Genomic DNA, 24225 nt, shown 5'->3' with positions numbered 1-24225 from the left:
ATTAATACTTTCGCACAGTAAAATTATCCTGCAGCACAGGCCAGTTTTGCGGAAAAGGACTGCCTAAAACCCAATAACTTACGCCCCTGAGTCCATATTCCTTCACCGTATCATACTTAGCCTGCATGCTTCTGGCATCTTCAAACCAGACTTCATGCTGCTGTCCGGTTTCATCTGTGTAACGGAAGAATGGCGATTGATAGGTTTCATCGTATTGTATGGCAGCACCATATTGGGCAGCCAAATTCACTGCTTCCTGAGGACTTACGGTACGAGCGGTAGTGCCTTCTTCCCAAGGTATTCTCCAATCTCGACCATAAAGCGGAATTCCCATCATTATTTTATCCCGTGAAATCACTGTCACAGCATAATCCAGAACCCTTCGCACCTCATTAATTGGTGCAATCGCCCAAGGTTCGCCACCAGCCCAGCCCCATTCATATGTCATGGGCACAACAAAATCAACTATTTCACCATGTGCCTGATAATCATGTGCTTCATAAAGTAGTCCCTGCTGATCAGCACTTATTTTAGGCGCAAGGGCTGTGGAAACAATGTATCCTTCTGGATGTAATCTAGCAACAACCCGCCTAAGGAAATTATTATAGTTTTCACGATCCTCTGGATAAACATATTCAAAATCAAAATTGATACCTGCATAGCCCTTTTCTCGCATTGTGTTCAATAAATTGGTTATCAATGTTTCCTGTAAATCCGCATCTCGTAAAACAGCTGCAACAATATCTGAATCGAAACTTCCCTCAACAAAATTGGTCAGAACAAGCAGGGGTGCCACATTCGTTGCCTGAGCAGCATCTAATACCAGCGAATCCGCCAAATCAGTAATGGAACCATCTGTTCGGATACTGTAGGTGAATGGTGTTAGATACGTTAAATTTTTCCCTAAGAAAAGTACTTCCTCTCTCCCTGCTTCATCCAACTGGGTGGTAAACGCATTTACCTCAGTAATAGGTTTATTCATCGTTGGTATTCGAATCATCTGTCCCACGTAGATCATCGCCGGATTTGGTATAGTATTTACCTGAATAAGCTGATTAGTGGTAACTCCAAAATTCGCCGCTATCTGCCAAAGTGTTTCACCTGGTCGTACAGTGTGCTGCATATAAGGTGATTGCAGCATCTGACCTACATATATTAAAGCCGGATTCGTTATATTATTGGCTGCTGCCAGTTTTTCTACTGTCACCCCAAACCTCCCGGCAATTGCCCATAAATTATCTCCTGGCTGAACAACGAATTCCTGACCCAGTTCAGGGATAACAAGTGCCTGCCCTACAACAAGCACATCCGGATTTTCCAGCTGATTGACTAATATGATCTGATTGATATCCGTATAATAAAGATTTGCTATTCTCCATAGCGTATCTCCACTTTCTACTACATGGATTTGCACAGTTTTCCCCTCCATTGATCTATCGTTACAATTCATGATATTCACCCAATTATTGTCTGTGATAATAAGTTTAATATAATTTTTATACTTGATATATTTTTTATATCTGATATATTTAATAATGACTGGAGGTGCTCGTGATTAATATTTGTCCATATATGGAATCTTCATTTCAAATATTAGGCAGAAAGTGGAATGGCCAAATTATCCATTACTTATCCCTTTGCAAGGAGAACCGTGCACATTTTTCCGAAATAAAAAAAGATTTTACTGGTATAACATCAAGATCACTCTCACTGAAACTAACTGAGCTTATTGAATTTGGATTATTAGATAAGCAAGTAACAAGTGAAGCTGCTGTTACAATTTCCTATGAACTCACAGAAAAAGGCAAGGCCCTGGCAAATGCACTGAAGCCGATTCAGGAATGGGCACAGGAATATTTAAATGATGTTATTTCATCGAAGGGGGAAAATTAAATGAATAGTAAAATGATTTGTGATCTGGAAACAGGAATTTGCGGGGAAGCTGGTGACGAAACAATGGAAATAATTGATCTAAATCCTAAAAAAACGATTGATCTTTATTATGTAACGGATCCTATCTGTTCACATTGCTGGGCACTCGAACCTGTACTTCGTCGCTTTATTGAACAATATGGTCATTATTTTAACTTTAAAACAGTAATGGGTGGCTTGCTGGAAAAATGGGGCGATGGTTTTGCTGATGTACAAAACGGAATTAGTGGCCCTGCTGACGTTGCTGGACACTGGAGAGAAGTGGGCGAACATTCCCGCATGCCGATTGATGGGACATTATGGTATGATGACCCGGTTCAATCCTCCTTTCCGCCATCCCGCGTTTTTAAAGTTATTCAAAAACAGGATGAAAAAACTGCGTCTGTATTTCTACGGAAAGCAAGGGAAGCTGTTTTTGCCTTCAACAGAAACATCGGGGATGAACAGGTGTTAACGGAGATTGTAAATGGACTTGGCCTTGATGGAAAAGAGATAATGAAGGAAGCCAGTCACTCAAGCGGACAGGATCTGTTAAATCAGGACTTTGCACTTGCCGGCCAGCTTGGTGCAAGAGGATTCCCGACAATCATCATGGTAAACGAGGAAAATAAAGGCGTTAAAATTGTTGGTGCGCGTTCATTACCGGACTATGCTAATGGACTGAAGCAGGTTATGGGTGATACAGAAATCCAACCAAAAACTCGTCCTGAACTACCAGCACTTTTTGAAAAAGAGGGACTGTTATTTTCCAAGGAGATTGAAATAATGTATGATCTTGAGGAAAGTCAGGTTGAAGCATTTGTTCAAGAAAAGCTTTTGTTTGACAGTTACGAGCAGAAGGAAATCCTTGGTGAAGCTTATATTGAAAAAAAATAACCCGAAAGAAGTATCCGTTGTAAATGCATGCGGATACTTCTTTTTTTACCAGAAAACATACTGTATGAGTACAACTCCATAAAGGCTTGGCGAATACCAAGTTTTCTAATTGATTTCAGAAAATCCCCTCTGTCTTATAGCTGCTCGATTTTCTCGATTTCTTTTTCTCGAAGGGGCTGTCATATGTAATTGCCTTTCCTCTTCCGTCTCAGGATACACCTTCGGAACAGGAACCGGTCTTCCCTCTTCATTGACAGCAACCATTGTGAGAAAAGACTCTGTCGTTAGCTTCACCACATCTTTAATTAAATCATTGGCTGTAACCTTTACATATACTTCCATCGAACTTGTACCTGTATACGTCACAAATGACTCCAATATTAATGAATCTCCAACCTTTGCAGAAGATAGGAAATCCACCGAATCAATGGATGCTGTAACAACTGCACTCTTCGCATGCTTCATCGCTGTTAATGCTGCAATTTCATCAATATAGGCAAGCACTTTTCCGCCAAAAATCGTATCTAAATGATTCGTGTCTGGCGGAAGTACCAGGCGGGTTTGAATTGTTTTTGAACTTTGAATTGATACTTTTTCCATTGCTAAATACCTCCTGAAAATTAAAAAACACCCTCTTAATTAGAAGATGTTAAAAAACACAATAAAATAAATTTCATAAATCATGAAAACATTAGATCGCAACATCCTCCTATCTCCCGTAGGATTATAATGTTCTTCCAAATGGCAGGTATCCTGGCTTAGAATCATCAAGCTCTTTTCCCTTCCCATTTCTATTTTGAAACAGTGGCTGTAAAAGAACTCTCCTCATTACAGTGGCGGGACCGCGTTGGAATTTCACCAACTTCCCTTTTCAACTTATATCATAAGTCACCATTGGCAAGCTATTCAATTTTAATTAGTATACCATTTTTATGCAAGACTGTCGTTCTCCATTTAGGTAAGCCCGGGAACGCATGGACTTTTGTTTAAAGGCAATTTTAGCATATAATAAAAACGGAGGTGAGCTTGATGGTACGGGCAAGAAAATTTTCCAAAAAGGATTTATATAAAACAACGAAAGAGATCCTTCTCAATCATGGTTATGATGGGTTTACCTTTAGCAAAGTCGCCAAACGATTAGACGTTTCTAGAGGGACTATTTATAAATACTTTAAGAAAAGAGAAGAATTAATTACCGAATATATGGTATATGAAATGGAACAGTTTCTGATTAAATTGCAAAGAATTGATGAAATCCAAGGTTTTCAGGAACAATTTAATTACGTAATCGATATTATCTTTGAAGATAGTGAGATCCATCAGATTCGTGGTATAGCCTTTCATATTCCTACAGTTACCGAAGATGTCAGAAAAAATAAAGAGCAATTAGAAATGCTTCATCAGGATATGTATAAGCATCTGCAGGGTTTTGTTGAGTTAGGAAGAGAGGAAAAGAAGTTAAAACAAAGCCTTCCCGACAGCCTAGTCTTAGCACTTATTTTCCAAACAATTGATATTCCCAATCATTTTGGAGTGCCAGAGCATGAATGGACAGTATCCATTAAAGAAATTATAAGTCACGGAATGTTCACATAAAAATTAATTGACACTTGTGTTACTTTGAATGATAATTGTAAGGTGACATAAGTGTCATTATTGTTTCTAACCCATACAGAAGGGAAATAACTATGAAAAATTTACTGCATTTTATAACCGATCGCGTTACATCTAAAAAAGGTATGTGGATTACGGTCAGCATCTGGCTTATTGCAATCCTGTTATTAATGGTATTTGCTCCAGGTGCAAAGGATTATAAAGTATCCAGTCTTGATTCGCTGCCGGAAGATGCGCAATCTGTTATTGCCCAAGATAAGGTGGACAAATACTTTAAAAATAATGATGGGATTCCTGCAATTTTAGTGTTCCAAACAGATGAAAATGAGCTTGAACTGTCGGATGTAACAGATATTGTTTCAAGTATTAGTGAAGAAGATGTAAAAGGAATCGAATCAATCGTTCCTTTAAGTGAACTTCCCCCACAAGCAACTGCAGGATTTTTCTCTGAGGATGGCACCACTGCAATTGTTCCACTAAATTTTGATCCATCTTATGAGACTACTGATATTCAGGATTCATTGGAACAAATTTATAATATAGTGGAACAAACTGACCTTTCCTTATATGTTACAGGTCCGGCCGGAATAACATCAGATACAAATGATCTATTTTCTCGTGCAGACCTTGTTCTTATCCTGTCAACGGTAGGAATTATATTAGTACTGCTGATTGTTCTTTACAGGTCACCTGCACTCGCATTAATCCCATTGTTGGCAGCTGGATTTGTTTATGGCGCAGTGAACCAGCTGCTCGGTTTAGTAGGTAAAAGCGGTGTGCTATTAAGCAGCCAATCCTTGTCCATCATGAGTATATTATTATTTGCTGCTGTGATTGATTATTCTTTATTTGTTTTTTCACGTTATAGAGAAGAACTGAAAACCCGTGAAAATAAACATGATGCAATGAAGATTGCAATGAGAGGCGTTGGAGTTCCTGTGTTCTATTCAGGAGCAACTGTTTTAGCGGCAATGCTTGTTTTGTTCTTTGCCCAATATGAGGACTCTAGAAACTTTGCTCCCATTTTTGGAACAACAATGGCGGTTGTTATTCTTGCATCTGTCACACTTGTCCCTGCATTATTTACGATTTTTGGCAGAAAGTCTTTTTGGCCAATCATTCCACGTGTTGGGGATCAGCATATTAAATCCAGTTCCTTTTGGAGTAAGGTTGGTCGTTTTGTAACAGGAAAACCAATCACTGCGGTTGCTATGATTGGTATTTTGCTTCTTATTTCTGCAACAAACGTACTAAATACAAGCTATGAATTTGATAATTTGAAGTCCTTCCCTGATGATATGCCTTCTCGTGTGGGCTATGAAATTTTGGAGAAAAAGTTTGAGGCTGGAGATTTAGCTCCAACCACCGTCCTGTTTGAATCAGAAGAAGTTATCAGTGAAGAAAAAAGAAATGAATTAATGAGTGACCTGTCTGATCAGGAGCATGTAAGCAATGTTCGAATGGATGGAATTACTGCGGATGAAACGGTTATTGCTTACAGCATGACATTTGATATGAGTCCATACTCAAATGAAACAATGAATGCTCTTGAAGAAATCATGAATAATTCCGAGCAAATTGCAGATAACAGTAATCTTAGTGGCAAGCTTTACTTTGCTGGAGAAACAGCTACTGCAATAGATGACAGATCTGTCAATAACCGGGATCTTGCTGTTGTAATAACAATAGAAACACTATTAATCTTTGTCATGCTGATTTTCCTGACCAAGTCATTTAGAATGCCTGTATATATGATGGGTACCATTCTTGTTTCCTATGTTGCGGCACTGGGACTGGGGATGTTCTTAACCAATTTATTCTTTGATATCGAGAACATAAGCAACAGGGTGCCGATGTATGCTTTTGTTTTCCTAGTTGCTCTGGGAATTGATTATAACATCATTCTAATTTCACGGTTTATGGAAGAACGGCAAAAGCATCCTGTCAAACAGGCAGTTGAAATTGCTGTCGCCAATACTGGAGGGGTAATATCCTCTGCTGGACTTATTCTGGCAGCAACCTTTGCAGTACTGATGACACAGCCGATTGAGTTTTTATTCGTCTTTGGCTTCATTGTTGCAGTTGGTATTTTACTGGATACCTTCCTGATTCGAGGTGGATTGTTACCAGGGTTACTTGTTTTGTTTGAAAAGGATAAGGCTGGTAAAAACAAGGAAAGTAAATAGGTTTAAATGAAAGAGCGTCTAGCTAGTATGGACGCTCTTCTTTTTGAAGCCATTCCACTGCGAACCTCTAGAAATATTGTTATAAATTGCCATCAATTTGTGAACTTCAGCCAATTTTTTGTGAACTTCTGACCATGTTCTAGTGAACTTCTCATCATGTCATTGTGAACTTCTTACTTATTACTGTGAACTTCAGCATTTATGGCAACCCGGCTAGAAGACAATGGTACCCAATACTTCATATCTATTGGAAGTATTCGACCCAAGGACATTAAGCTTCATTGTAGGGATTATTCTTTACAATAGTCTATTCCATCTTATTTATACAGGTCGATCCGATTAAAGAAAAAAGGGATTTAATAAAGAAAGCAGGCTAACATGTCAAAAGCCAGCTGAGGTCCCGCCAGCACACCTCAATAGATAATTCCTAATTTCTTTGTTAACATTTATATAGTGTTATGTCGAAGGGGGAATCTAAATTGAAAATTATATCGATCGAACCGACACCAAGCCCATATTCAATGAAAATCAATGTTGATGAGCAATTAGCTGATGGAATAACTGAAAATTATAAGCTGAATGATAATCTGGATACTGCTCCTGAATTTATAAAAGATCTATTTGCAATTAATGGAGTGAAAGGCCTTTATCGTGTAATAGATTTTATAGCCCTTGAACGTAATGCCCGGGTTCCCTGGGAAGAAATCCTTCCTGAAGTAAAGAATGTTTTAGGTTCTTCCGTGGAAACTACTGATTTATTTTCCGGTGAGAATACTGACATGGAAGACGCATTTGGAGAAGTGAAAGTATTCATTCAAATGTTTCGCAACATTCCTACACAAGTGAAATTACAGGAAGGCGAGAACGAAGAACGTTTCGGACTTCCTGAGAGATTTATGACCGCTGTAATGGAAGCATCAGGTGCCTCTGATAACTATTTGATGGAAAGAAAATGGGTGGAACAAAGCCCTCGGTACGGGGAGGTTCAAGAAATTGGCCAGGATGTTGCGGAAGAATTGGCAGCAACCTATGATTCTGATCGTCTATCAGATCTAGTAAAACTTGCTTTTTCAAATGAACCCGTGGAAGAGAAAAGAAAAGGCAAAAAGGTAACACTCAATATGCTGGATCAGCCTAACTGGAAAGATCGTTATGCAGCATTGGACAGAATGGATCCAACAGAAGCTGATTTTCCAGTTTTGGACAAAGCATTGGATGACGAAAAAGCTTCGATTCGCAGGCTTGCCACTGCCTATTTAGGAGTGATCGAAGAACCGGAAACGCTGCCGTATCTGTATAAAGCATTGAAGGATAAAGCAGTTAACGTTCGACGCACTGCTGGTGACTGTCTATCAGATCTTGGATTTAAAGAAGCAATGCCTGAAATGATCCATACATTAACAGATAAAAACCGTCTCGTACGCTGGCGTGCAGCCATGTTTTTATATGAAATTGGAGATGAAACAGCAATACCTGCATTGCAACAGGCGATGGATGATCCAGAATTTGAAGTTCGTATGCAGGTGAAGATGGCCCTGGCCCGAATTGAAGGTGGCAAAAAAGCAGAAGGATCCATTTGGCATCAAATGACACAGGCTACGAAACAGAAATAGTACATGTTAAAGTCTCCCATTTGTTTAAAATGGGAGTCTTCTTTATAGCCTTCCACCAATAAGTGCACTAAATTTTTCATTCCTGTTTTCTTGCTCCGATTTTTCGGCAAGATCATATTTCTTCAATAGATGGAAAAGTTCGTTTAATATTTCCTGGGAATGTTCCTTCTCTAGAAAGTGATGTATTTTTTTGTTTAACTCTTCTGGTAAAAATTCCTCCTGGCTCTTCAGCTTTTTCACAACATCTTCACGCGAATGGTCGATGTTACATTTCCCCATGTAAAGCACCTTCCCTTTTCCTATTTTTATTCAATTCTAACATGATTGGATTCTCTTTTGGATAAACCGCTTCAAATATTTTGTAAATATTCTTGCACCTTTGTGTAATACTAGCTAAAATATTAATAAAGAACATTCTTGGAAAGGAGTAGATTTAATGTCTCAGCTTGAGAAAAATAAATACTATTCACTGGAAGAATTCTTAGATTACGTAAAGGAAGAGGAAAGGGCGGAACTCTATGAAGGATCTCCTGTTTTTATGGCGCCTGCCTCTTATGAACACGAAGGTGTTGTTGCTAATTTAATTGGAGAATTCAGTAATGCACTTAAAGGAAAGACTTGCCAGGTATTTGGGAGTAATCTTCAAGTTATCTTTTCTTTTAAAGATGACAAAAAAGGAAACAAAGATGTAACTGTTCTCCCTGATATTTCTGTTGTATGTGATAAAAATAAATTGCGCAATAAGAGATGCTATGGCGCTCCAGATCTTATCGTTGAAGTTTTATCCCCAAGCACAGCTCGAAACGATCGATTATTGAAACGAAATTATTATGAAAAGGCTGGCGTTAAAGAATATTTAATTATCGACCCTCTCAACAAGAACATTGAAAAATATGTACTACATTCAGATTCCTATCATTTAGAAGAGATTTTCGACCTTGAAAATCAACTTTTTCATTCCACCCTCTTTCCGGACATTAGCTTCTCAGTAGAAGATATTTTTTCTTTTTTGGACTAAGCTAAAGGCCGTTAAATCTCTAATGAGACTTAACAGCTTTTTTATTATCCCGAAACTTGCTATCCTACTTTCTTCATTTTTTCTCACTTGCTGCCAGACGTTCTCCGTTAAAAATACGCCTCCAGCCCTATACCCAAATATTTCCTGGGTTGCTTATATAAACTAACAAACTTCATTATTATGAAAGTAGAAAAGTGATTTCAAATGCAATCTTAAGACTTTCTTAAGGTTCATTTAACTATTTCTTATTGATTTATTTATATATTGGAGATAAGAAGTTACATGAAAGACAAGGGGAGATTTGTTTTGACTGAAAAGAAGGTATATGTACTATTAACGGATACAGGTACATTATTTACAAAAACAATAAAACTATATACAAGGAAACCATATAACCATGCATCCATAGCCTTTGATGAAAATTTATCACAGGTTTACAGCTTTGGGAGAAAGAGGTCAGGAAATCCGTTTATTGGGGGATTTGTTAGTGAAAATATAAATGAAGGATTATTTAAAAACGCAACATGTGCAGTTTACTGTTGGTCGGTTAATGAAACTGAGTTCAATAAAATGAATAATTATATAAAGCGAATAGAATCTTTAAAAGAAAACTATCGGTACAATCTAATCGGATTATTTGCGATTATTTTTAATAAGCAACTAAAAAGAGAAAATGCCTTTTTCTGCTCCCAATTCGTTGCATCCGTACTGAAGCAAAGTAACAGCATCGATTTCAATAAGCCGCTTTCACTTGTAACACCACATGACTTACAGACAGCAGAAAACTTCGAATTAGTGTATCAGGGCAAGCTTATGGATTATAATAGAGAAACAACGGATCAACACAATATAAGTATGATTGGTTCTCCAGCTATGGATGGCATCTGCTTGAATGTATGACTTATTAAGTGGCAGAAAATACACCAGAAAACGATATATTCATTAACTCTGATGAATCAGCCGTAAAAGGAATGATTGAAAATTTGATTTCCAATGCCATTACATACTCAGATGGGGATATGATCATCAATCCTGAGGAAAAAGGTCCCTTGGCTAGACTAATGGTTAAAAATGATACACATGCATTAACTGAATAAGATGCCGATCGCATTTTCGATCGATTTTATATGGCAGATCAATCCCGTTCAGGAAAAGTACCTGGAAAGACTACTCTATTTAAAATGGTTACTCTTTGGTAAATAAGGATTAATGAAGTAATCAATCTTTTTCAAAATGGATTCTTTGGGTTTTCCATAAAATGTAGATTTGTGCTTTATTATTGACCATACCTTGCTCTTGAAGGTTTATTTTGGTTGCATTTCAGTCCTGAGTTGCGCTTTAGACATGCAGTGAGCCCTGCGGTGTTTTATTTAATTTCCACCTTGTATATAGAGTAAATATATCCTATTAATTCCCCGCTATCGTCAAGCCATTGTGCGATAACTAAATACGTTGCATCATCTCCAAAGGCTTGGAATTCATTGGAATCTAATTCGGTGTTATAGCCTGCGGTACTATCATCTTTGTCTACAATAGTAAAGTAACCGTACTTATCTGCTTTAGACCCTTGATGAGTTATTAAGAACTGTTCATCTTCTTTGATACTATTTATTGGTAAAGAACTCATAGTCCTGTCATCAATACTATCAAAATTAAAGCTTAGGTCGTCGTTGGAACAGTTATTCCAGCATACCACACCTGTGCTTTGGGCAATCTGCTCAGACATACCCTGCGCCTCGATATCGAGAATTGGCGGGCTTTCTTGGATTTCTGTAATATCATGTTGTTGACTACAAGCGGTAAGAATGAAACCTAGCATTATACATATAAAACATACTTTTTTCAATTTATTCATTCCAATCATAGATATTTTCCATGGACTTTTTCTGATTTTTCAATGTCAAGTATTCAAAAAAAACTTTACTAGTAAAAAAATTATTATTTAATGTATCTTCATAATTCATAATTATATCATCAAAAAAATCTATTTGTTTTTGATCATTGTTCCATTCAGTATCACTTAATATAGCAATGAGTAAGTCACTATCATTTTTTAAATGTGTAATGATATAATCGGTATTATAATCGCTTATTTTTGGAGTGGTTTCCCGGTATGTGTTACTCTCTATAATATCAGTTAAAAAGCTTAGCAAGTCCTGTTCCTCAGCGCTTAAATTATTCGAGATTCGACCTTTCTCATCTTGCAATAGAACTACAATATTGTTACCATTCAAATCATAATTATTTACGATTTTGCTCAAATAAATTATGTGTATTATAGTTGTATCATTTTTATATTCATCAATATAATTTTGGACACTGTTTAGAAGTTCTGAATCGATCGGTATGTCATTGAGTTTAGCTGTTTCTAGAAGTAAATATAATTCATAACCACTCATTCCATCCGTTTCTCCTGATTTAAGATCTTCTAATTGATTTATTATACTAAGAGAATTCCCAATGCCAAATAGTTTATTCATAGCGGAAAAGTGGAAATTTGTAATAATATTTGGCAAGCCTAAAATTAAGTCAGTATAGCCACCAGTAGTTGCATTATTATTCACTAAACTTAGAGTGCTTGTGTAAATTTGAGAATCAAAATCTTTACCAGCAAAATCCTTAATAGTATTAATTGCGAAATTAGCACTTAAAATATCGGAGGGATCAGCTTCTGTAACTCCCCAACCCCCATCTTCATTTTTTATTTCATTTATGTGATTAACTATATTCATTTTGCACTGAGAAAAGTCCAAATACTTACAGGTATCATAAATTGAATTCAATTCAGTAATATCTTTATTATGTAACCTATCAAAGGAAGCCAAATGTTTGCTTAGCTCACTTTGAAGTTCTATATTCTTCTCATTAATAATTCTATCAATTTTTATAGCTTGGACAAGCTCAAAAAAGTCCATAGTATTATAATCTTGATCATTATACCAATCTATTAATGATTCCGGTATTTCATGATTTAGTTCATTAAAAACGTACATAGCCTGATATTCTAAAATTAAATGATTATATTCCTTTAAATCTTGACTTAGCAAGACTCTACCTTCTTCATTAATCAATGACTTTAGTAGTTTAATAATTTGATCTGAAGTTTCTTCACTTATCTCTGCATCTATAGAAGTTAAAAGTTTTGTACCAAAGTATAAATTATCATTTAATTGAATAGAATTCTCATTTAAAAGCATCATTTCGTCAATAATAAACCTTTCTATTTTTTTATCATCAAATCTGTCATAGTTTAATATCTCAAGAGTATTATATGAATAATACGTTGAATATAAGCTTCCTTGTTCCCTGTGTGGAATTTCTTTTGAATAGAACTCACCTTTATTATGTAGTTCTTCAATAATTTGATAATTTAATATATAGTCTGTAGGTATGTCATTTTTATCTAATTCATTAAAATATTCAACCTTATAATTTAGAACTTCATTATTACAAGCACTAGTAATTAATAGAGTTAAAAAAAGAGCACAAAAAATAAACGTGTATTACATCTTTATTATATCATGATATAATATAATATAATTAAATTTTCTGGAGGTGACTTAAATGAAGTGGGAAGATGTGTGCCAAGCGTTTCCTGAACAGTGGGTTTTGATAGAAACGATTCGAGCTCATACAAATGAGCAAAGTGAGCGTATTTTAGAGGAGATTGCCCCTTTGAAAAAGTTTTCTAATTCTCCAGAGGCGATGAAAGTATATCAGGAAATTCATCGAGAAGATCCTAATAGAGAATTATATGTTCTTCATACTAGCCGTAAAAAGCCTAATATCATTGAGAAAAAATGGGTAGGTGTTAGGAGATAGTGAAAAGGTTAATTATTGAGGATGGTTTATTACTTGCGGATTTAGAACTAACATTTAATGGAAAACTGCTTCATTTACAACGTGTATTAGTTGATACTGGCTCAGGGAGTACAGTTGTATCAACAGACTTGGCTGAATCAATAGGGATTGTAGCAGAAGTGAATGACATAATATATCGTATTAGTGGAGTTGGAGGATCAGAGTTTGTATATTCGAAAACGGTTGACTTAGTAAAAATAGGAGATATGCAGACAAAAGATTTTGCATTGGAAATTGGTGCAATGGATTATGATTTTGATTTGGATGGTATTATTGGCTTGGACTTGTTACAGCAATTGAAAGCGATTATTAATATAGACGAATTAATATTAGAGTCAAATAATTAATAGCAAGTATAGTAGAAGAGCATCTATACTTGCTATTTTTTATAGATTATTCAACTATATGGGATGAATGGTTTTATTAATCATAAACTCAAAATGAGGACTGTTTTTTCAATGGTCATTAAATAGCCCTTATTATATTTCTCCTCTGCAATTCGCTTACTGCTTCTATAAGCAATTCCTTATCAAAATCAGGAAAATACACATCCGTAAAGTACAGATCTGACATGCAGGATTGCCACAGGAGGAAATTACTCACCCGCTTCTCACCACCAGTTCGGATGACCAGTTCAGGATCCGGCAGGTCTTTTGTATATAAAAACTTATGAAACATTCCTTCATTTAGCTCATCAAAATCTATGTTATTGCGTTGCACCTCACCAATCACTTTGCAAACAGCCTGCAGAATATCATCCCTGCCACCATAGTTAAAAGCAAAATTGACCGTAAGTCCCGTATTATCTGCTGTTTTCTCAACTGCTTTTATAAGTGCATTTTTTGTAGGTTCAGGAAGAGCTGTAACATTTCCTGAAACAAGTATTCTTATGTTCCGCTTCATAAACTCCGGAAGCTTTTGCTTAAAAAACTTTACCGGTAAATGCATGAGATAGTTCACTTCATCCTCAGGTCTTTTCCAATTCTCTGAGGAAAAGGCATAGAGTGTTAAAAAATGGATGCCAATATCCATACTCGCATCAATAATTTTCTCCATCGCCTTTGCACCTGCAAAATGCCCCTGGCTTCTTGTGAGGCCTTTTCTTTTCCCCCACCGACCATTACCATCCATCATAATTGCCACATGCTCTGGAATATTCATCAGCTTACATCCTTTCATTTTTTAGTTCTCTAAAGTTCAAGCTCCTTGAGTCTCTCTTTTGCCTCTTGTTCCGTAAAATTAAAGGATTGCCAAGAGTTCTCAGGCTGTTTATTTATCCTTTGCTGTCTGTCATTCAATACTCTTTTCAATTCCGGATAACCCGGTTCTATTTTATACAGCTCAATTAATCCAGTTAATCCTGTGTATGAAAGTGAGTTAAGGTAATAAATATCAATTTTTCCAGATTGCTCATATCTCTTGAGATTATTATCCACAACTATCTGTTCCATATTAATGGCATGTACTCCCGTATAAAATAACAGGCCTGCTATTATATAAAAATGCAGGATTGATAGACGGTCAATCCATACCCGAATAAAAGTGTAAGCAAATATCACCATCAGAAAAATCATGAATGCATGCGCTAAAAGGCGATCCAATGTAAATCCATAGGCAGCTTCATACATACTCAATCGCTGATAAGCTGAGGCGAGCATAACACCACTTACCAAAATAAGCAGTGAATACATTATCTTCAAAGCCAAACGTGTCATGTTGTGTGAATCCTTAACAAATTTTAAGATCATAATTAAGATGGACCAGTTCATTAATGTAACGACAATAAGCTCAAAGAAACCTCTTCGTGCATACTCAGCAAATGTATAGCCCTCCTGTAGTCCTTCACCAAAGAAATATTGAAACTGGATAGCTGCAAATAATACATAGACTGCATTCAGCATGATTAAAATGGTGATGGGCGTTATACTATTCCAACCTGTTCTAGCTTTTTTTATTGGTCTAAAGCTTTCTTCCGGTTCTGACTTTACATGCAAAACCTGAAAGATACCAAAAAAGAGAAGGGTAAAAAACAATACAACTACAATTCGCCAGGAGCCTTCCAAAAAATTAAGACTTAAAATAAACTCCGGCAAACGTAAAATCACATCCTGAAAAACGGCATCTGCTGACATAAGCAGTCCTATAATAATAAGTAGTAATGGTGCACCAATTACCAATCCTATTAGCACTCGCTTCATTATTTGAAACAATTCTTCATCCATATTTTTAAAAAGCTTCCTAAATCCTTTATTAAAAAAAGCTGCGCAATAGCTTTTGCCTTCGCTGAGTTTCATTCCTGAAATTTTTACAAATTCAGGGGCTGCCCAATTTAACTGGGTTGGCCTGGTTATGAGCACGATATGAAAATAAACCAAAATTGGAATGATGATTAAATTAAAATTATAAAATAAGATATTGTCATAGAATGCATAGCTCCCTGCCAGTATCCATATCGCCACCATGATTAGCAAACCGATTCTTCGGTGCTGAAAAGCCAGCCGGTAACGAAGAAACAGAACAAGATAAAAGCCTGCAATAAAAACAAGATAGGATAGTCCAATCTCTCCATGGAAAAAGCTCACTTCTGCCAACATCCCTAAACCCAAACAAACAAGCAGGAACAACCAGTCCTTCTGACCAATGTTAATTTTCAATACAATCCCTCCAGTACACACTTAGTCTATATACATAGAATTTCTATGTATATAGACAAAAAAATACATTAACAGGGGCTAAATTATGTGAAGATCACCTTCACTCCCCTATTATACCGAGTCCTTTCTGCCCCATCTAAATCCTAGCCAGCTTACAGGATATAAAAATCCTGTACAAATAATACAGATTATAATAAAACGGACACTTAGAAATGGTTGAAACCACTCATAGGGAATCAGCTTAAAAATTATTAAGTACATTAATACCAGGTTCGGAATGATGGATAATAAAAAGGTTTTCCTTAAGAGTTTTCGTCCACCATCTCCAAATTCCCTTCCAATTTCATAGCCTAAAAGACCCCAGAATAACATATATACCACAATAATGATGGAAGTAACCTCTGTTAAACCTTCCCACAGTATTGCAACCCAATCCCACTTGAAAATATTATAGCTGACTGTGAGAATAACACCTCCTGTAAACAGAAGAATATTAATGATTACGAATAACCATTGTGTTTTCTTTGGAGTAATCGCTTTTTCCTGTTCCCATAGTTGAGCAATTTCTTTGGGTGATCCTAGTCTTCTGACCAATTCATCATATACATTTTCGTCGTCCACAGACGATTCGTTTAAGAGCTCATAAGCATGCAGCTCATACTCTGCCATAATATCTTTCTTATCAGGGAGACCCCCGATTTCCTTATCCAATTCCTGGAGAAATCGTTGAGCCTCAGGACTCATGATTCGTTTCTCCCGATTAAATTGTTCATGACCTGAACATATCGATGCCATTCACTCGTTCGTTCCTGGAGAATACTTTTCCCTTGTTCTGTTATTTTATAATATTTTCGGGCCGGGCCTTTTTCCTGGTTTTGCCAGTAAAATTCAATGTACTCCTGTTTTTCAAGTTTATGGAGTGCCGGGTACAGTGTCCCCTCTTTCATCTGTAAATGATGGTCACTTCGCCGATCCATTTCTTTAACCAGTTCATAGCCATACATATCACGCTCATTTAATAACTGCAGTACAAGCAGTGATGTGCTCCCTTTTACAAGCTCACGATTAAACATTTTCTCACCTACCTAGAATTATTAGGTATCCTTACTATATATAAATTATTTTAATTTGTAAAGGGGCTTTGTGAATTTTTATTTGAAGATGCAAATTTCGTTTAATCTAACTCGCAGCCGATCCATCGACTTTCTGATTTTTGATCGGTTGTCAGGCAGCAATTTGATAGAAAGCTCTCTATGTGACCGGGTGGCTCTTGTTTTCGGGCGGTTTGGGCACATAGACGCTTGCCTATGCAAGAAAAGACTCTAGACAGAAAAATATATTTCATTTATACTAAAATTAACTAAAAACGTAAAGAGTGAACCAAGGGAACATGCGAAACTAATCCTATTTTTCTAGAAAACATTCAAGTAAAGGTATGGCAAACAGCGGATTTTATCTGCTCTTTTCGTCATGCTGTAACTGATCTTTTCAGAATAGGATTTGGCTTTGAATGTTCTTGATTAAGGGAGTAGTCTCTTTTTCATCACCACACACAAACTATGCCTCCTATTCTGAAAATGAACAGGAAGCTTTTTTGTCTCCAAAATATGAATGAAACAGGGGATGAAATGTATGATTCTATTGGAAGCCAATAATTTAAAAATTTACGTAAAAGACCGCCTGCTGATTGATATCGAAAACCTGCAAATTCAGGATAAAGACCGGATCGGATTAGTAGGAATAAATGGCAACGGGAAGACGACATTATTAGAAATACTTGCAGGAAAGAAACAGCCTGATGAAGGAATTGTTAAATCAGATGCCACAGTTGAACTGCTTCCACAGTTAAAAAGTACAACTACAACCAAGAGTGGCGGTGAAGTAACACAAACCTATATCAATCGTTCTTTGGCAAAAAAATCAGATATCCTATTTGCAGATGAGCCAACAACGAATCTTGATACCGAGCATATTGAAAAACTGGAGCATCAGCTAACAAGATGGCAGGGAGCCATTGTTATCGTTTCACATGATCGTGCGTTTCTGGATTCTCAATGCAAAACTATATGGGAAATAAATGATGGAAAACTGAAAGAATACAAAGGAAATTATTCCGATTATGACTCACAAAAAGAACTCGAAATAAGGCAACAGGAAAATGCCTATGATCAATACATCCAAAAGAAAAAGCAATTGGAACAGGCATTGGAATTAAAAGAGCAAAAAGCACAAAGGGCAACTAAAAAGCCGAAAAATGTAAGCTCATCTGAAGCAAGAATAAAAGGCGCAAAGCCTTACTTTGCAAATAAACAAAAGAAGCTGCGAAAAGCCGCTAAAGCCATTGAAAACCGAATAGAAAAACTGGAAGAAGTAGAAAAAGTAAAAGAAACAGCACCTATTAAGATGAATCTTCCAAACGAAGAAGCATTCAAAGGGAGAATTATTTTACGGGTTGATCATGTCAATGGAATGGTAGAAAATCGTATACTTTGGAATGAGGTCAGTTTTCACATTAAAGGTGGTGACAAACTGGCTATCCTCGGAAAAAACGGAAGTGGTAAAACTACATTATTGAAAAAAATGATCAAAAAAGACGAAGGAATTCGCATCTCTCCTGCAATGAAAATAGGATATTTTAGTCAACACCTGGATGTACTCGATTCAGATCGCTCTATTTTGGCAAATGTGAGTTCTACTTCACGGCAGGATGAGACTTTAATTCGAACTGTTCTTGCCAGGTTGCACTTTCGCCGGGACAACGTATACAAGAAAGTAGAAGTACTAAGTGGTGGCGAACGGGTAAAAGTTGCATTTGCCAAGTTATTCGTCAGCGACATTAACACGCTAATTTTAGATGAACCAACAAACTTCCTTGATATCGAGGCAGTTGAAGCATTGGAGGAACTTCTCACAGAGTATGAAGGAACGGTATTGCTCGTTTCCCATGACCGCCAGTTTATCCAAAATATAGCTAACCGTATTTTAGTAATCAAAGATAGGGAAATTACAATATTTGAAGGTACCTATGAGGCGTTTAAAAACGATGTCCCAAAACAAGCGGCAAATTCACTGGGACAGGAACTGCTTGTAGTGGAAACAAAAATCACCGAAATTCTAAGCAAGCTGAGTATTGAACCATCCGATAAACTGGATCAGGAATTTCAAAACCTTTTGAAAAGAAAAAGAGAAATCGAAAGTAATATGAAATAGTTAAAAGACTTGGCCGTTGCATTTTCTTCCTGCTGAATAAACAAACCGCTTCTATTTTTACATGGTTTAGCCGAATTTGGTAAACTTATAAAGAGATATTCCATTTGAAAAAATAAAGGACATAAAATAGGAATTTGTCCAAAAACAAGGAAGTCATATAAATGCCAGCAAGCCACAAAATAGCATTAGAATTTAAACATGTATCGTATTCAGATGGAGATTTACAGATTATAAAAGACATCTCCGGTACATTTCCTGATGGTAAAATCACCACACTAGTAGGTCCATCTGGTGCAGGAAAGACAACTATTTTCAAATTATGTAACAGATTAATATCCGCTCAATCAGGAGATATCATAGTACATGGTAAAGATATCAGGGGCTATGAACCGACAGAATTGAGACGTATTGTTGGTCTCGCCCTCCAAAGTGCAACAATGCTAAGTGGCAGCGTTTATAAAAATATTTCCATGCCATTAACTCTTCAGGAAAAGAGGCTACCAGAGGGGGAAGCAAAGAATTTATTAAAAGATGTGGGACTTGGTGGAGAATTTTTAAACCGGGCTGTAAAGGATTTGTCCGGTGGGCAACGGCAAAAGGTTTCCATTGCCAGAACGTTAGTAAATAAACCGAAAATATTATTACTCGATGAGATTACATCATCGCTTGACCGGGTATCCCAGCAGGAGATCGAAACACTCATTAGAAACATCAACAAGCAGCACGGTGTTACCATCATTTGGATTACCCACGATCTGCAGCAGGCATTATCCATTGGGGACTATACGTGGGTTATGATGGATGGCCAACTGATCGAGTCAGGTGAGAGCAGTCTGCTTGATAATCCTCAAAATGACAAAGTAAAACTATTTGTTAAGGGGGAGATTAATTGAGCTTTCTAACATTAGCTTTATCCCTGATTTTCGTTTTAATTCCTATTCTTTTATCCAAAACCTTAAAGCTGGGTTTGGAAAAAGACACAATCATCGCAACGGTTCGCTCGATTATCCAGCTGCTTGCGGTTGGATATATTCTTACATTTGTATTTGATGCAGAAAATTTTATTTATATTGTGCTTATGGTTGTACTCATGATTGGTGCAGCTACCCAAAACGCAAGAAAAAAGGGAGCATCCATTCAAGGGATCACATGGAAGCTGATAGGTACTTTTGTAGTTGTCGAAATACTTACCCAAGCGATACTACTCGGATTCAATATTACACCACCTACCGCCCAGTACATTATTCCAATTAGTGGGATGGTCATTGGTAATTCCATGGTTCTTTCCATTCTCTTTCTCAATCGGTTCACATCGGAAGTGGAGGTACGACAGAATGAAACCGAATTGATTCTATCTCTTGGAGGTACGCCAAAACAGGCAATTCATCTGTCATTGATTACTTCGATTAAAGCAAGTATGATACCGACAATTGAAAGCCAAAAAACAATCGGGCTTGTACAGCTGCCAGGGATGATGAGCGGACAGATTATAGCCGGTGCAGATCCAGTTCAGGCAGTACAATTTCAATTGCTAATCTTATTCCTGCTTTTAACAACTGCTGCAGTAACTAGTATTATGCTCGGTTTTCTATCATACCCGACATTGTTCAATAAACAAATGCAGATGCTGAAGCTTGATATGGACAGCTAAACTGTAAATGTGCAAAGAAGGTATCACTGGAAGAAAGTCCCCATGTGATACCTTTTCTTAATAATGTTATCCGGAAATTTGACTTCTATGAATTATTATTATACAATTAACATGAATTCAAAATAAATTAATTCATAATAAGATTATTCAATACAAATTTAAATGATAAGGATGGTAAATATGAGTGAAAATTTATCATTAAAAGCTTTTGTTGTGTTAATGAAATCCTCAAAGTCAATCCAGGAACAGGTAAAAAAAGATATCAGCAGTTATGATATGAAAACATCAGACTTTACTATTTTAGAAGCTATATACCACAAAGGCAGACAAACAGTTCGGCAGATTTCAGAAGCAGTTCTCATTAATACTGGATCGATAACCTATGTAATCGACAAATTAGAGACCAAAGGCTTGCTGGAACGAAGTGCATGCAAAGAAGACAGACGGGTTGTTTATATTCAAATTACCGAACAGGGAAAGCAGCTTATGGATGAAATTTTTCCCAAGCACCAAAAGGTAATTGAAGAGATCTTTGAAGGTATTTCAACAGAGGAAAAGAAAACAATTATTGATGTGCTAAAAAGGATCGGGAAAAAAGTAGAGAATTAATCAAGATGTATTTCTATTGAACATCCGAAATAAAGAAAGGAGATTAACGAATGAAACATATTTTTCAAAAAGGAAATAATCCATCAAAACCAACACTCCTATTGCTTCACGGAACCGGGGGAACGGAACAGGATCTCCTGCCACTGGCAGATAAAGTTGATGCAGCTGCAAATGTCCTAAGTGTACGGGGAAATGTACTTGAGAATGGAATGCCAAGGTTTTTCCGTAGATTGGCTGAAGGTGTATTTGACGAAGAAGATTTAATTAACCGCACAAAGGACTTAAACGAATTTCTTGATGAAGCAGCCGAGAATTATGAATTTGATCGAAACAACATCATAGCAATTGGCTATTCAAATGGGGCTAATATCGCTGCCAGCTTACTATTTCATTATAAAGATGCCTTAAAAGGAGCAATCCTACATCACCCAATGGTACCTAGAAGAGGAATTGATTTACCGGGGCTTTCAGGTAAAGATATATTTATTGCAGCAGGAAAAAATGACCCAATCTGTTCGGCACAGGAATCTGAAGAGCTTAAATCACTACTGGAAAATGCTGCCGCTAATGTAGTATTGCATTGGGAAAACAAAGGCCATCAGCTAACGTTTGATGAAGTGGTAGCAGCTGAGAAATGGTATAAATCCATATAACATTAAAAACCGCTCTGCAGACATTTGCAGAACGGTTTTCTTTTAGTTTCGCAAAATAATATATACAAGATAAATGATATATCCAACTACAAAAATAATTCCCTCAGTCTTACCAATTTTAAAACTAGTTCTCGAAAAGACCAATAATAAAATGGTTAGGAATATCATTATGACAACATCGATAAAAACCTTCCCATTAACAGCCAGTGGGGTTATTACAGATGAGGCACCAAGCACAAATAATATATTAAAAATATTACTTCCTACAATATTTCCCAGTGCAATTTCACTTTCCTTCTTAAGGGCAGCGGTTATGGAAGTCACCAGCTCCGGAAGCGATGTTCCAATAGCAATAATCGTCAGCCCTACCAGTGTTTCACTCATTCCAAGCGAATAAGCAATTTTTGTTCCATTATCTACTACCAGGTCACCACCAAATATGATTGCCGCAAGACCAAGCACAGTGAACACGATATTTTTACCCCAGGTTATATCATCTGGAACTGATTCATCGGCTGATTCCTTACGACTTTTTAACCCAACTTCAATAACATAATACATAAAAATGGATAGAAACAATAAAAAAATGAACCCATCACTACGAGTAAGTAAATTACTCCCAGATCCCTGTAACGCCACATCACTCATCAGCACAAGTAATACACCACTTGCGAGCAATGTAAATGGAACTTCTTTCTTGATTGTTTCATTTTCTACTTTTAATGGATACAGAACCGCTGCTATCCCTACAACCAATGTAATATTAAAAACATTACTTCCGACCACATTCCCCAGCGAAACATCAGCACTTCCTTCTAATGCAGCAATGATACTGACCGTTGCTTCCGGAGAACTGGTTCCAAGCGACACAATAGTTAACCCGATCAAAATTGATGGGACTCGTAGCAAACTTGCAATGTTGGATGATGCCTCAACAAAATAGTCTGCTCCTTTAATTAATAACCCAAAACCAATGAGCAAAAATACATAAGCCATAAATAGTTCTTCCTTTTCTTAGTAAAGTCATTACCATATCCATACCCTATTTTCTGTGTAATAATTCTGATGATGTATTATAAGATATTACGTATGGATTCGGAATTAAGTTTCAAAAGATTGTATTAGTGCTCAGGATTATGTGAACTGTTCAAAGATAAAGCTTTTCTAAGGCATATACCTAAGAGCCAAATCAAAATAACTTTTGATTTAACCAATTTCAACGTCGTTTCTATCCTTCTTTGCTTTCATGGAATTATAAAATCTCGGTTATATAAACTCTACATATATTCCATATAAAATAGTAATCATTTTACAATTAAGGATATTGTTTCTGAATTATTATCCCATTTTATTATTGCCTCAATGTCCGAATTCTCACTTATGTTACTACATCCACTCTGAGGTAACGTAAAAACTCCATTTTCCTCTAATGGAACCGATCCCGTTGAATGATAAATAGAGTACTCTAACTCTTCTGGAACAGATCCATCACCAATATATTTAATGTTTCCACTGGTTACTCGACAATCATCATTTTCATTGACTTCATAATGTACACTCCAGTTGTCACTTTCCCCAAAAAATATAAGAGGGTTCTGTGAACAAGCAAATAAAAGCGAAATGCCAAGCAAAATTATCAAACGTTTAACTTTACTAAAATTCATTTACAACATCCCTTTCAAACATTTTTAATTTTTTTCAATCTTTATTCAAAATCCTTATTAATTACTTTTATATGGAAATATCACTATGAAATTTACTATTTTCTAAAAATAACCTTTTCAAAAATAGTCTAATTAATATTCAAAATCATATTATAATAATGAAATATATACAATATTTTGATCTCCAAAATAATTTTAATAAGAAGCAAAATGTTTATAGACAGGTTATCGGTAGCTGCCATTTTACAATATTGTTAAATTATCACCATAACAATTGCTAAAATCACTTCTGCATTTCTCCACAAATTCCTGCTCCCTCAGACGGATATTAATTAGTGATTTTACAGCTAGTTAGCTTTTAGTTACATCCCTGTATATAGTACAAAGCTCCTGATTATATCAAACGTAAATTAGTTAATCATCTAGGTATATTGTATGAATTTTATAAAAAATACAAAAGTATTGGTGGACAAAGTGTTCACGGTAAGTTTAATTATAGAAGAGGAAACGGTACAGTTCTCACATATAATTCGCAGGGCTTGCGAGTTAAAGGGTTTTATTTCTATGTGGGATGTTTACAGAATAGATAGGAAGCTTTATCCCCTTGGATTTCCCATTGTCTAAAGGTTTTCTGTAACAATAAAGGAAAGTCTTATTCCATTAACTGACCCTTTGTGGAATAAA

General features: G+C 36.3%; 26 protein-coding genes and 1 riboswitch. Of the genes, 15 read left to right on the top strand and 11 right to left on the bottom strand.

What is annotated here, in order from left to right; all coding sequences use genetic code 11:
- Nucleotide 1: 1 nt before the first annotated feature.
- Nucleotides 2-1414: a glycoside hydrolase family 18 protein gene (locus tag AC6HVZ_RS04045; protein WP_497556858.1), complete on the bottom strand. Its 1413-nt coding sequence runs from the start codon at nucleotides 1412-1414 to the stop codon at nucleotides 2-4.
- Between the two features lie 140 nt (nucleotides 1415-1554).
- Between AC6HVZ_RS04045 and AC6HVZ_RS04040 the strand changes: the two genes are divergently transcribed.
- Nucleotides 1555-1893, top strand: coding sequence for a winged helix-turn-helix transcriptional regulator (locus tag AC6HVZ_RS04040; protein ID WP_497557028.1), 339 nt, complete (start codon nucleotides 1555-1557; stop codon nucleotides 1891-1893).
- Nucleotides 1894-2808 carry a DsbA family protein gene (locus AC6HVZ_RS04035; protein ID WP_497556857.1) on the top strand — a complete coding sequence of 305 codons (915 nt, stop codon included), beginning with the start codon at nucleotides 1894-1896 and terminating at the stop codon, nucleotides 2806-2808.
- Nucleotides 2809-2913: 105 nt separating this feature from the next.
- Here the strand turns inward: AC6HVZ_RS04035 and AC6HVZ_RS04030 are convergent, their stop codons facing one another.
- Nucleotides 2914-3408 (bottom strand): acyl-CoA thioesterase, encoded by a 495-nt coding sequence (locus AC6HVZ_RS04030; RefSeq protein WP_497556856.1) that lies wholly within the window; start codon nucleotides 3406-3408, stop codon nucleotides 2914-2916.
- A 126-nt stretch (nucleotides 3409-3534) separates the two neighbouring features.
- Nucleotides 3535-3719: riboswitch (cobalamin riboswitch) on the bottom strand.
- Nucleotides 3720-3837: 118 nt separating this feature from the next.
- On the opposite strand from AC6HVZ_RS04030, the gene AC6HVZ_RS04025 reads away from it, so the two are divergent.
- The 3 genes from AC6HVZ_RS04025 (at nucleotide 3838) to AC6HVZ_RS04015 (ending at nucleotide 8221) form a co-directional block, all read left to right on the top strand.
- Nucleotides 3838-4404: a TetR/AcrR family transcriptional regulator gene (locus AC6HVZ_RS04025; RefSeq protein WP_497556855.1), complete on the top strand. Its 567-nt coding sequence runs from the start codon at nucleotides 3838-3840 to the stop codon at nucleotides 4402-4404.
- Nucleotides 4405-4496: 92 nt separating this feature from the next.
- Nucleotides 4497-6608, top strand: coding sequence for an MMPL family transporter (locus tag AC6HVZ_RS04020; RefSeq protein WP_497556854.1), 2112 nt, complete (start codon nucleotides 4497-4499; stop codon nucleotides 6606-6608).
- 479 nt (nucleotides 6609-7087) lie between these two features.
- On the top strand, nucleotides 7088-8221 hold the full coding sequence (locus tag AC6HVZ_RS04015; RefSeq protein WP_497556853.1) for a conserved virulence factor C family protein: 1134 nt from the start codon (nucleotides 7088-7090) through the stop codon (nucleotides 8219-8221).
- A 42-nt stretch (nucleotides 8222-8263) separates the two neighbouring features.
- On the opposite strand, the gene AC6HVZ_RS04010 is transcribed toward AC6HVZ_RS04015, so the two are convergent.
- Complete coding sequence (locus tag AC6HVZ_RS04010) at nucleotides 8264-8500, bottom strand: hypothetical protein (RefSeq protein WP_497556852.1); 237 nt, start codon at nucleotides 8498-8500, stop codon at nucleotides 8264-8266.
- A gap of 157 nt (nucleotides 8501-8657) precedes the next feature.
- On the opposite strand from AC6HVZ_RS04010, the gene AC6HVZ_RS04005 reads away from it, so the two are divergent.
- The 3 genes from AC6HVZ_RS04005 to AC6HVZ_RS03995 all read left to right on the top strand — a co-directional run bounded on the left by AC6HVZ_RS04005 (nucleotide 8658) and on the right by AC6HVZ_RS03995 (nucleotide 10336).
- Nucleotides 8658-9239, top strand: coding sequence for a Uma2 family endonuclease (locus AC6HVZ_RS04005; RefSeq protein WP_497556851.1), 582 nt, complete (start codon nucleotides 8658-8660; stop codon nucleotides 9237-9239).
- 306 nt (nucleotides 9240-9545) lie between these two features.
- Nucleotides 9546-10139 (top strand): hypothetical protein, encoded by a 594-nt coding sequence (locus tag AC6HVZ_RS04000; RefSeq protein WP_497556850.1) that lies wholly within the window; start codon nucleotides 9546-9548, stop codon nucleotides 10137-10139.
- Nucleotides 10140-10147: 8 nt separating this feature from the next.
- Entirely contained in the window at nucleotides 10148-10336 is a 189-nt protein-coding gene (locus AC6HVZ_RS03995) for a hypothetical protein (protein WP_497556849.1), read from the top strand.
- Nucleotides 10337-10605: 269 nt separating this feature from the next.
- Here AC6HVZ_RS03995 and AC6HVZ_RS03990 read toward each other — a convergent pair whose 3' ends face one another.
- Both AC6HVZ_RS03990 and AC6HVZ_RS03985 read right to left on the bottom strand, forming a co-directional pair.
- Entirely contained in the window at nucleotides 10606-11094 is a 489-nt protein-coding gene (locus AC6HVZ_RS03990) for a hypothetical protein (RefSeq protein ID WP_497556848.1), read from the bottom strand.
- On the bottom strand, nucleotides 11087-12439 hold the full coding sequence (locus tag AC6HVZ_RS03985) for a hypothetical protein (protein WP_497556847.1): 1353 nt from the start codon (nucleotides 12437-12439) through the stop codon (nucleotides 11087-11089). The genes AC6HVZ_RS03990 and AC6HVZ_RS03985 overlap by 8 nt, the downstream gene beginning before the upstream one ends.
- A gap of 364 nt (nucleotides 12440-12803) precedes the next feature.
- Here AC6HVZ_RS03985 and AC6HVZ_RS03980 point away from each other — a divergent pair, with 364 nt between their 5' ends.
- Nucleotides 12804-13061, top strand: coding sequence for a hypothetical protein (locus tag AC6HVZ_RS03980; protein WP_497556846.1), 258 nt, complete (start codon nucleotides 12804-12806; stop codon nucleotides 13059-13061).
- Nucleotides 13061-13447 carry an aspartyl protease family protein gene (locus AC6HVZ_RS03975; RefSeq protein WP_497556845.1) on the top strand — a complete coding sequence of 129 codons (387 nt, stop codon included), beginning with the start codon at nucleotides 13061-13063 and terminating at the stop codon, nucleotides 13445-13447. The genes AC6HVZ_RS03980 and AC6HVZ_RS03975 overlap by 1 nt, the downstream gene beginning before the upstream one ends.
- A gap of 118 nt (nucleotides 13448-13565) precedes the next feature.
- Here the strand turns inward: AC6HVZ_RS03975 and uppS are convergent, their stop codons facing one another.
- The 4 genes from uppS to AC6HVZ_RS03955 all read right to left on the bottom strand — a co-directional run bounded on the left by uppS (nucleotide 13566) and on the right by AC6HVZ_RS03955 (nucleotide 16827).
- Nucleotides 13566-14261: an undecaprenyl pyrophosphate synthase gene (gene uppS / locus AC6HVZ_RS03970; RefSeq protein ID WP_497556844.1), complete on the bottom strand. Its 696-nt coding sequence runs from the start codon at nucleotides 14259-14261 to the stop codon at nucleotides 13566-13568.
- 29 nt (nucleotides 14262-14290) lie between these two features.
- Nucleotides 14291-15754, bottom strand: a complete 1464-nt coding sequence (locus AC6HVZ_RS03965) for a DUF4153 domain-containing protein (protein ID WP_497556843.1) — start codon at nucleotides 15752-15754, stop codon at nucleotides 14291-14293.
- A 111-nt stretch (nucleotides 15755-15865) separates the two neighbouring features.
- Entirely contained in the window at nucleotides 15866-16498 is a 633-nt protein-coding gene (locus AC6HVZ_RS03960; protein WP_497556842.1) for an HAAS signaling domain-containing protein, read from the bottom strand.
- Nucleotides 16495-16827: a PadR family transcriptional regulator gene (locus AC6HVZ_RS03955; RefSeq protein WP_497556841.1), complete on the bottom strand. Its 333-nt coding sequence runs from the start codon at nucleotides 16825-16827 to the stop codon at nucleotides 16495-16497. The genes AC6HVZ_RS03960 and AC6HVZ_RS03955 overlap by 4 nt, the downstream gene beginning before the upstream one ends.
- 559 nt (nucleotides 16828-17386) lie before the next feature.
- Between AC6HVZ_RS03955 and AC6HVZ_RS03950 the strand changes: the two genes are divergently transcribed.
- The 5 genes from AC6HVZ_RS03950 to AC6HVZ_RS03930 all read left to right on the top strand — a co-directional run bounded on the left by AC6HVZ_RS03950 (nucleotide 17387) and on the right by AC6HVZ_RS03930 (nucleotide 21877).
- Entirely contained in the window at nucleotides 17387-18964 is a 1578-nt protein-coding gene (locus AC6HVZ_RS03950; protein ID WP_497556840.1) for a Vga family ABC-F type ribosomal protection protein, read from the top strand.
- Nucleotides 18965-19125: 161 nt separating this feature from the next.
- Nucleotides 19126-19857: an ABC transporter ATP-binding protein gene (locus AC6HVZ_RS03945; protein WP_497556839.1), complete on the top strand. Its 732-nt coding sequence runs from the start codon at nucleotides 19126-19128 to the stop codon at nucleotides 19855-19857.
- Nucleotides 19854-20615: an ABC transporter permease gene (locus AC6HVZ_RS03940; RefSeq protein WP_497556838.1), complete on the top strand. Its 762-nt coding sequence runs from the start codon at nucleotides 19854-19856 to the stop codon at nucleotides 20613-20615. The genes AC6HVZ_RS03945 and AC6HVZ_RS03940 overlap by 4 nt, the downstream gene beginning before the upstream one ends.
- Nucleotides 20616-20795: 180 nt before the next feature.
- Entirely contained in the window at nucleotides 20796-21224 is a 429-nt protein-coding gene (locus AC6HVZ_RS03935) for a MarR family winged helix-turn-helix transcriptional regulator (RefSeq protein WP_497556837.1), read from the top strand.
- Nucleotides 21225-21274: 50 nt separating this feature from the next.
- Entirely contained in the window at nucleotides 21275-21877 is a 603-nt protein-coding gene (locus AC6HVZ_RS03930) for an alpha/beta hydrolase (protein WP_497556836.1), read from the top strand.
- Between the two features lie 42 nt (nucleotides 21878-21919).
- Here the strand turns inward: AC6HVZ_RS03930 and AC6HVZ_RS03925 are convergent, their stop codons facing one another.
- Together AC6HVZ_RS03925 and AC6HVZ_RS03920 are read right to left on the bottom strand one after the other, a co-directional pair.
- Nucleotides 21920-22873 carry a calcium/sodium antiporter gene (locus tag AC6HVZ_RS03925; RefSeq protein WP_497556835.1) on the bottom strand — a complete coding sequence of 318 codons (954 nt, stop codon included), beginning with the start codon at nucleotides 22871-22873 and terminating at the stop codon, nucleotides 21920-21922.
- A gap of 308 nt (nucleotides 22874-23181) precedes the next feature.
- On the bottom strand, nucleotides 23182-23541 hold the full coding sequence (locus AC6HVZ_RS03920) for a hypothetical protein (RefSeq protein ID WP_497556834.1): 360 nt from the start codon (nucleotides 23539-23541) through the stop codon (nucleotides 23182-23184).
- Nucleotides 23542-24225: the final 684 nt, after the last annotated feature.

It is taken from the genome of Oceanobacillus sp. NCCP-135 (assembly GCF_059698015.1).
This window is presented reverse-complemented; position numbering and strand designations above follow the sequence as displayed.

Coding starts and splice junctions, on each gene's coding strand:
- AC6HVZ_RS03980 (WP_497556846.1), top strand. CDS start 12,804: ATGAAGTGGGAAGATGTGTGCCAAGCGTTTCCTGAACAGTGGGTTTTG.
- AC6HVZ_RS03960 (WP_497556842.1), bottom strand. CDS start 16,498: ATGAGTCCTGAGGCTCAACGATTTCTCCAGGAATTGGATAAGGAAATC.
- AC6HVZ_RS03950 (WP_497556840.1), top strand. CDS start 17,387: ATGATTCTATTGGAAGCCAATAATTTAAAAATTTACGTAAAAGACCGC.
- AC6HVZ_RS04005 (WP_497556851.1), top strand. CDS start 8,658: ATGTCTCAGCTTGAGAAAAATAAATACTATTCACTGGAAGAATTCTTA.
- AC6HVZ_RS03990 (WP_497556848.1), bottom strand. CDS start 11,094: ATGAATAAATTGAAAAAAGTATGTTTTATATGTATAATGCTAGGTTTC.
- AC6HVZ_RS04025 (WP_497556855.1), top strand. CDS start 3,838: ATGGTACGGGCAAGAAAATTTTCCAAAAAGGATTTATATAAAACAACG.
- AC6HVZ_RS03945 (WP_497556839.1), top strand. CDS start 19,126: ATGCCAGCAAGCCACAAAATAGCATTAGAATTTAAACATGTATCGTAT.
- AC6HVZ_RS03930 (WP_497556836.1), top strand. CDS start 21,275: ATGAAACATATTTTTCAAAAAGGAAATAATCCATCAAAACCAACACTC.
- AC6HVZ_RS03935 (WP_497556837.1), top strand. CDS start 20,796: ATGAGTGAAAATTTATCATTAAAAGCTTTTGTTGTGTTAATGAAATCC.
- AC6HVZ_RS03925 (WP_497556835.1), bottom strand. CDS start 22,873: ATGGCTTATGTATTTTTGCTCATTGGTTTTGGGTTATTAATTAAAGGA.
- AC6HVZ_RS04030 (WP_497556856.1), bottom strand. CDS start 3,408: ATGGAAAAAGTATCAATTCAAAGTTCAAAAACAATTCAAACCCGCCTG.
- AC6HVZ_RS03985 (WP_497556847.1), bottom strand. CDS start 12,439: ATGATGCTTTTAAATGAGAATTCTATTCAATTAAATGATAATTTATAC.
- uppS (WP_497556844.1), bottom strand. CDS start 14,261: ATGAATATTCCAGAGCATGTGGCAATTATGATGGATGGTAATGGTCGG.
- AC6HVZ_RS04010 (WP_497556852.1), bottom strand. CDS start 8,500: ATGGGGAAATGTAACATCGACCATTCGCGTGAAGATGTTGTGAAAAAG.
- AC6HVZ_RS04020 (WP_497556854.1), top strand. CDS start 4,497: ATGAAAAATTTACTGCATTTTATAACCGATCGCGTTACATCTAAAAAA.
- AC6HVZ_RS03920 (WP_497556834.1), bottom strand. CDS start 23,541: ATGAATTTTAGTAAAGTTAAACGTTTGATAATTTTGCTTGGCATTTCG.
- AC6HVZ_RS03955 (WP_497556841.1), bottom strand. CDS start 16,827: ATGTTTAATCGTGAGCTTGTAAAAGGGAGCACATCACTGCTTGTACTG.
- AC6HVZ_RS04035 (WP_497556857.1), top strand. CDS start 1,894: ATGAATAGTAAAATGATTTGTGATCTGGAAACAGGAATTTGCGGGGAA.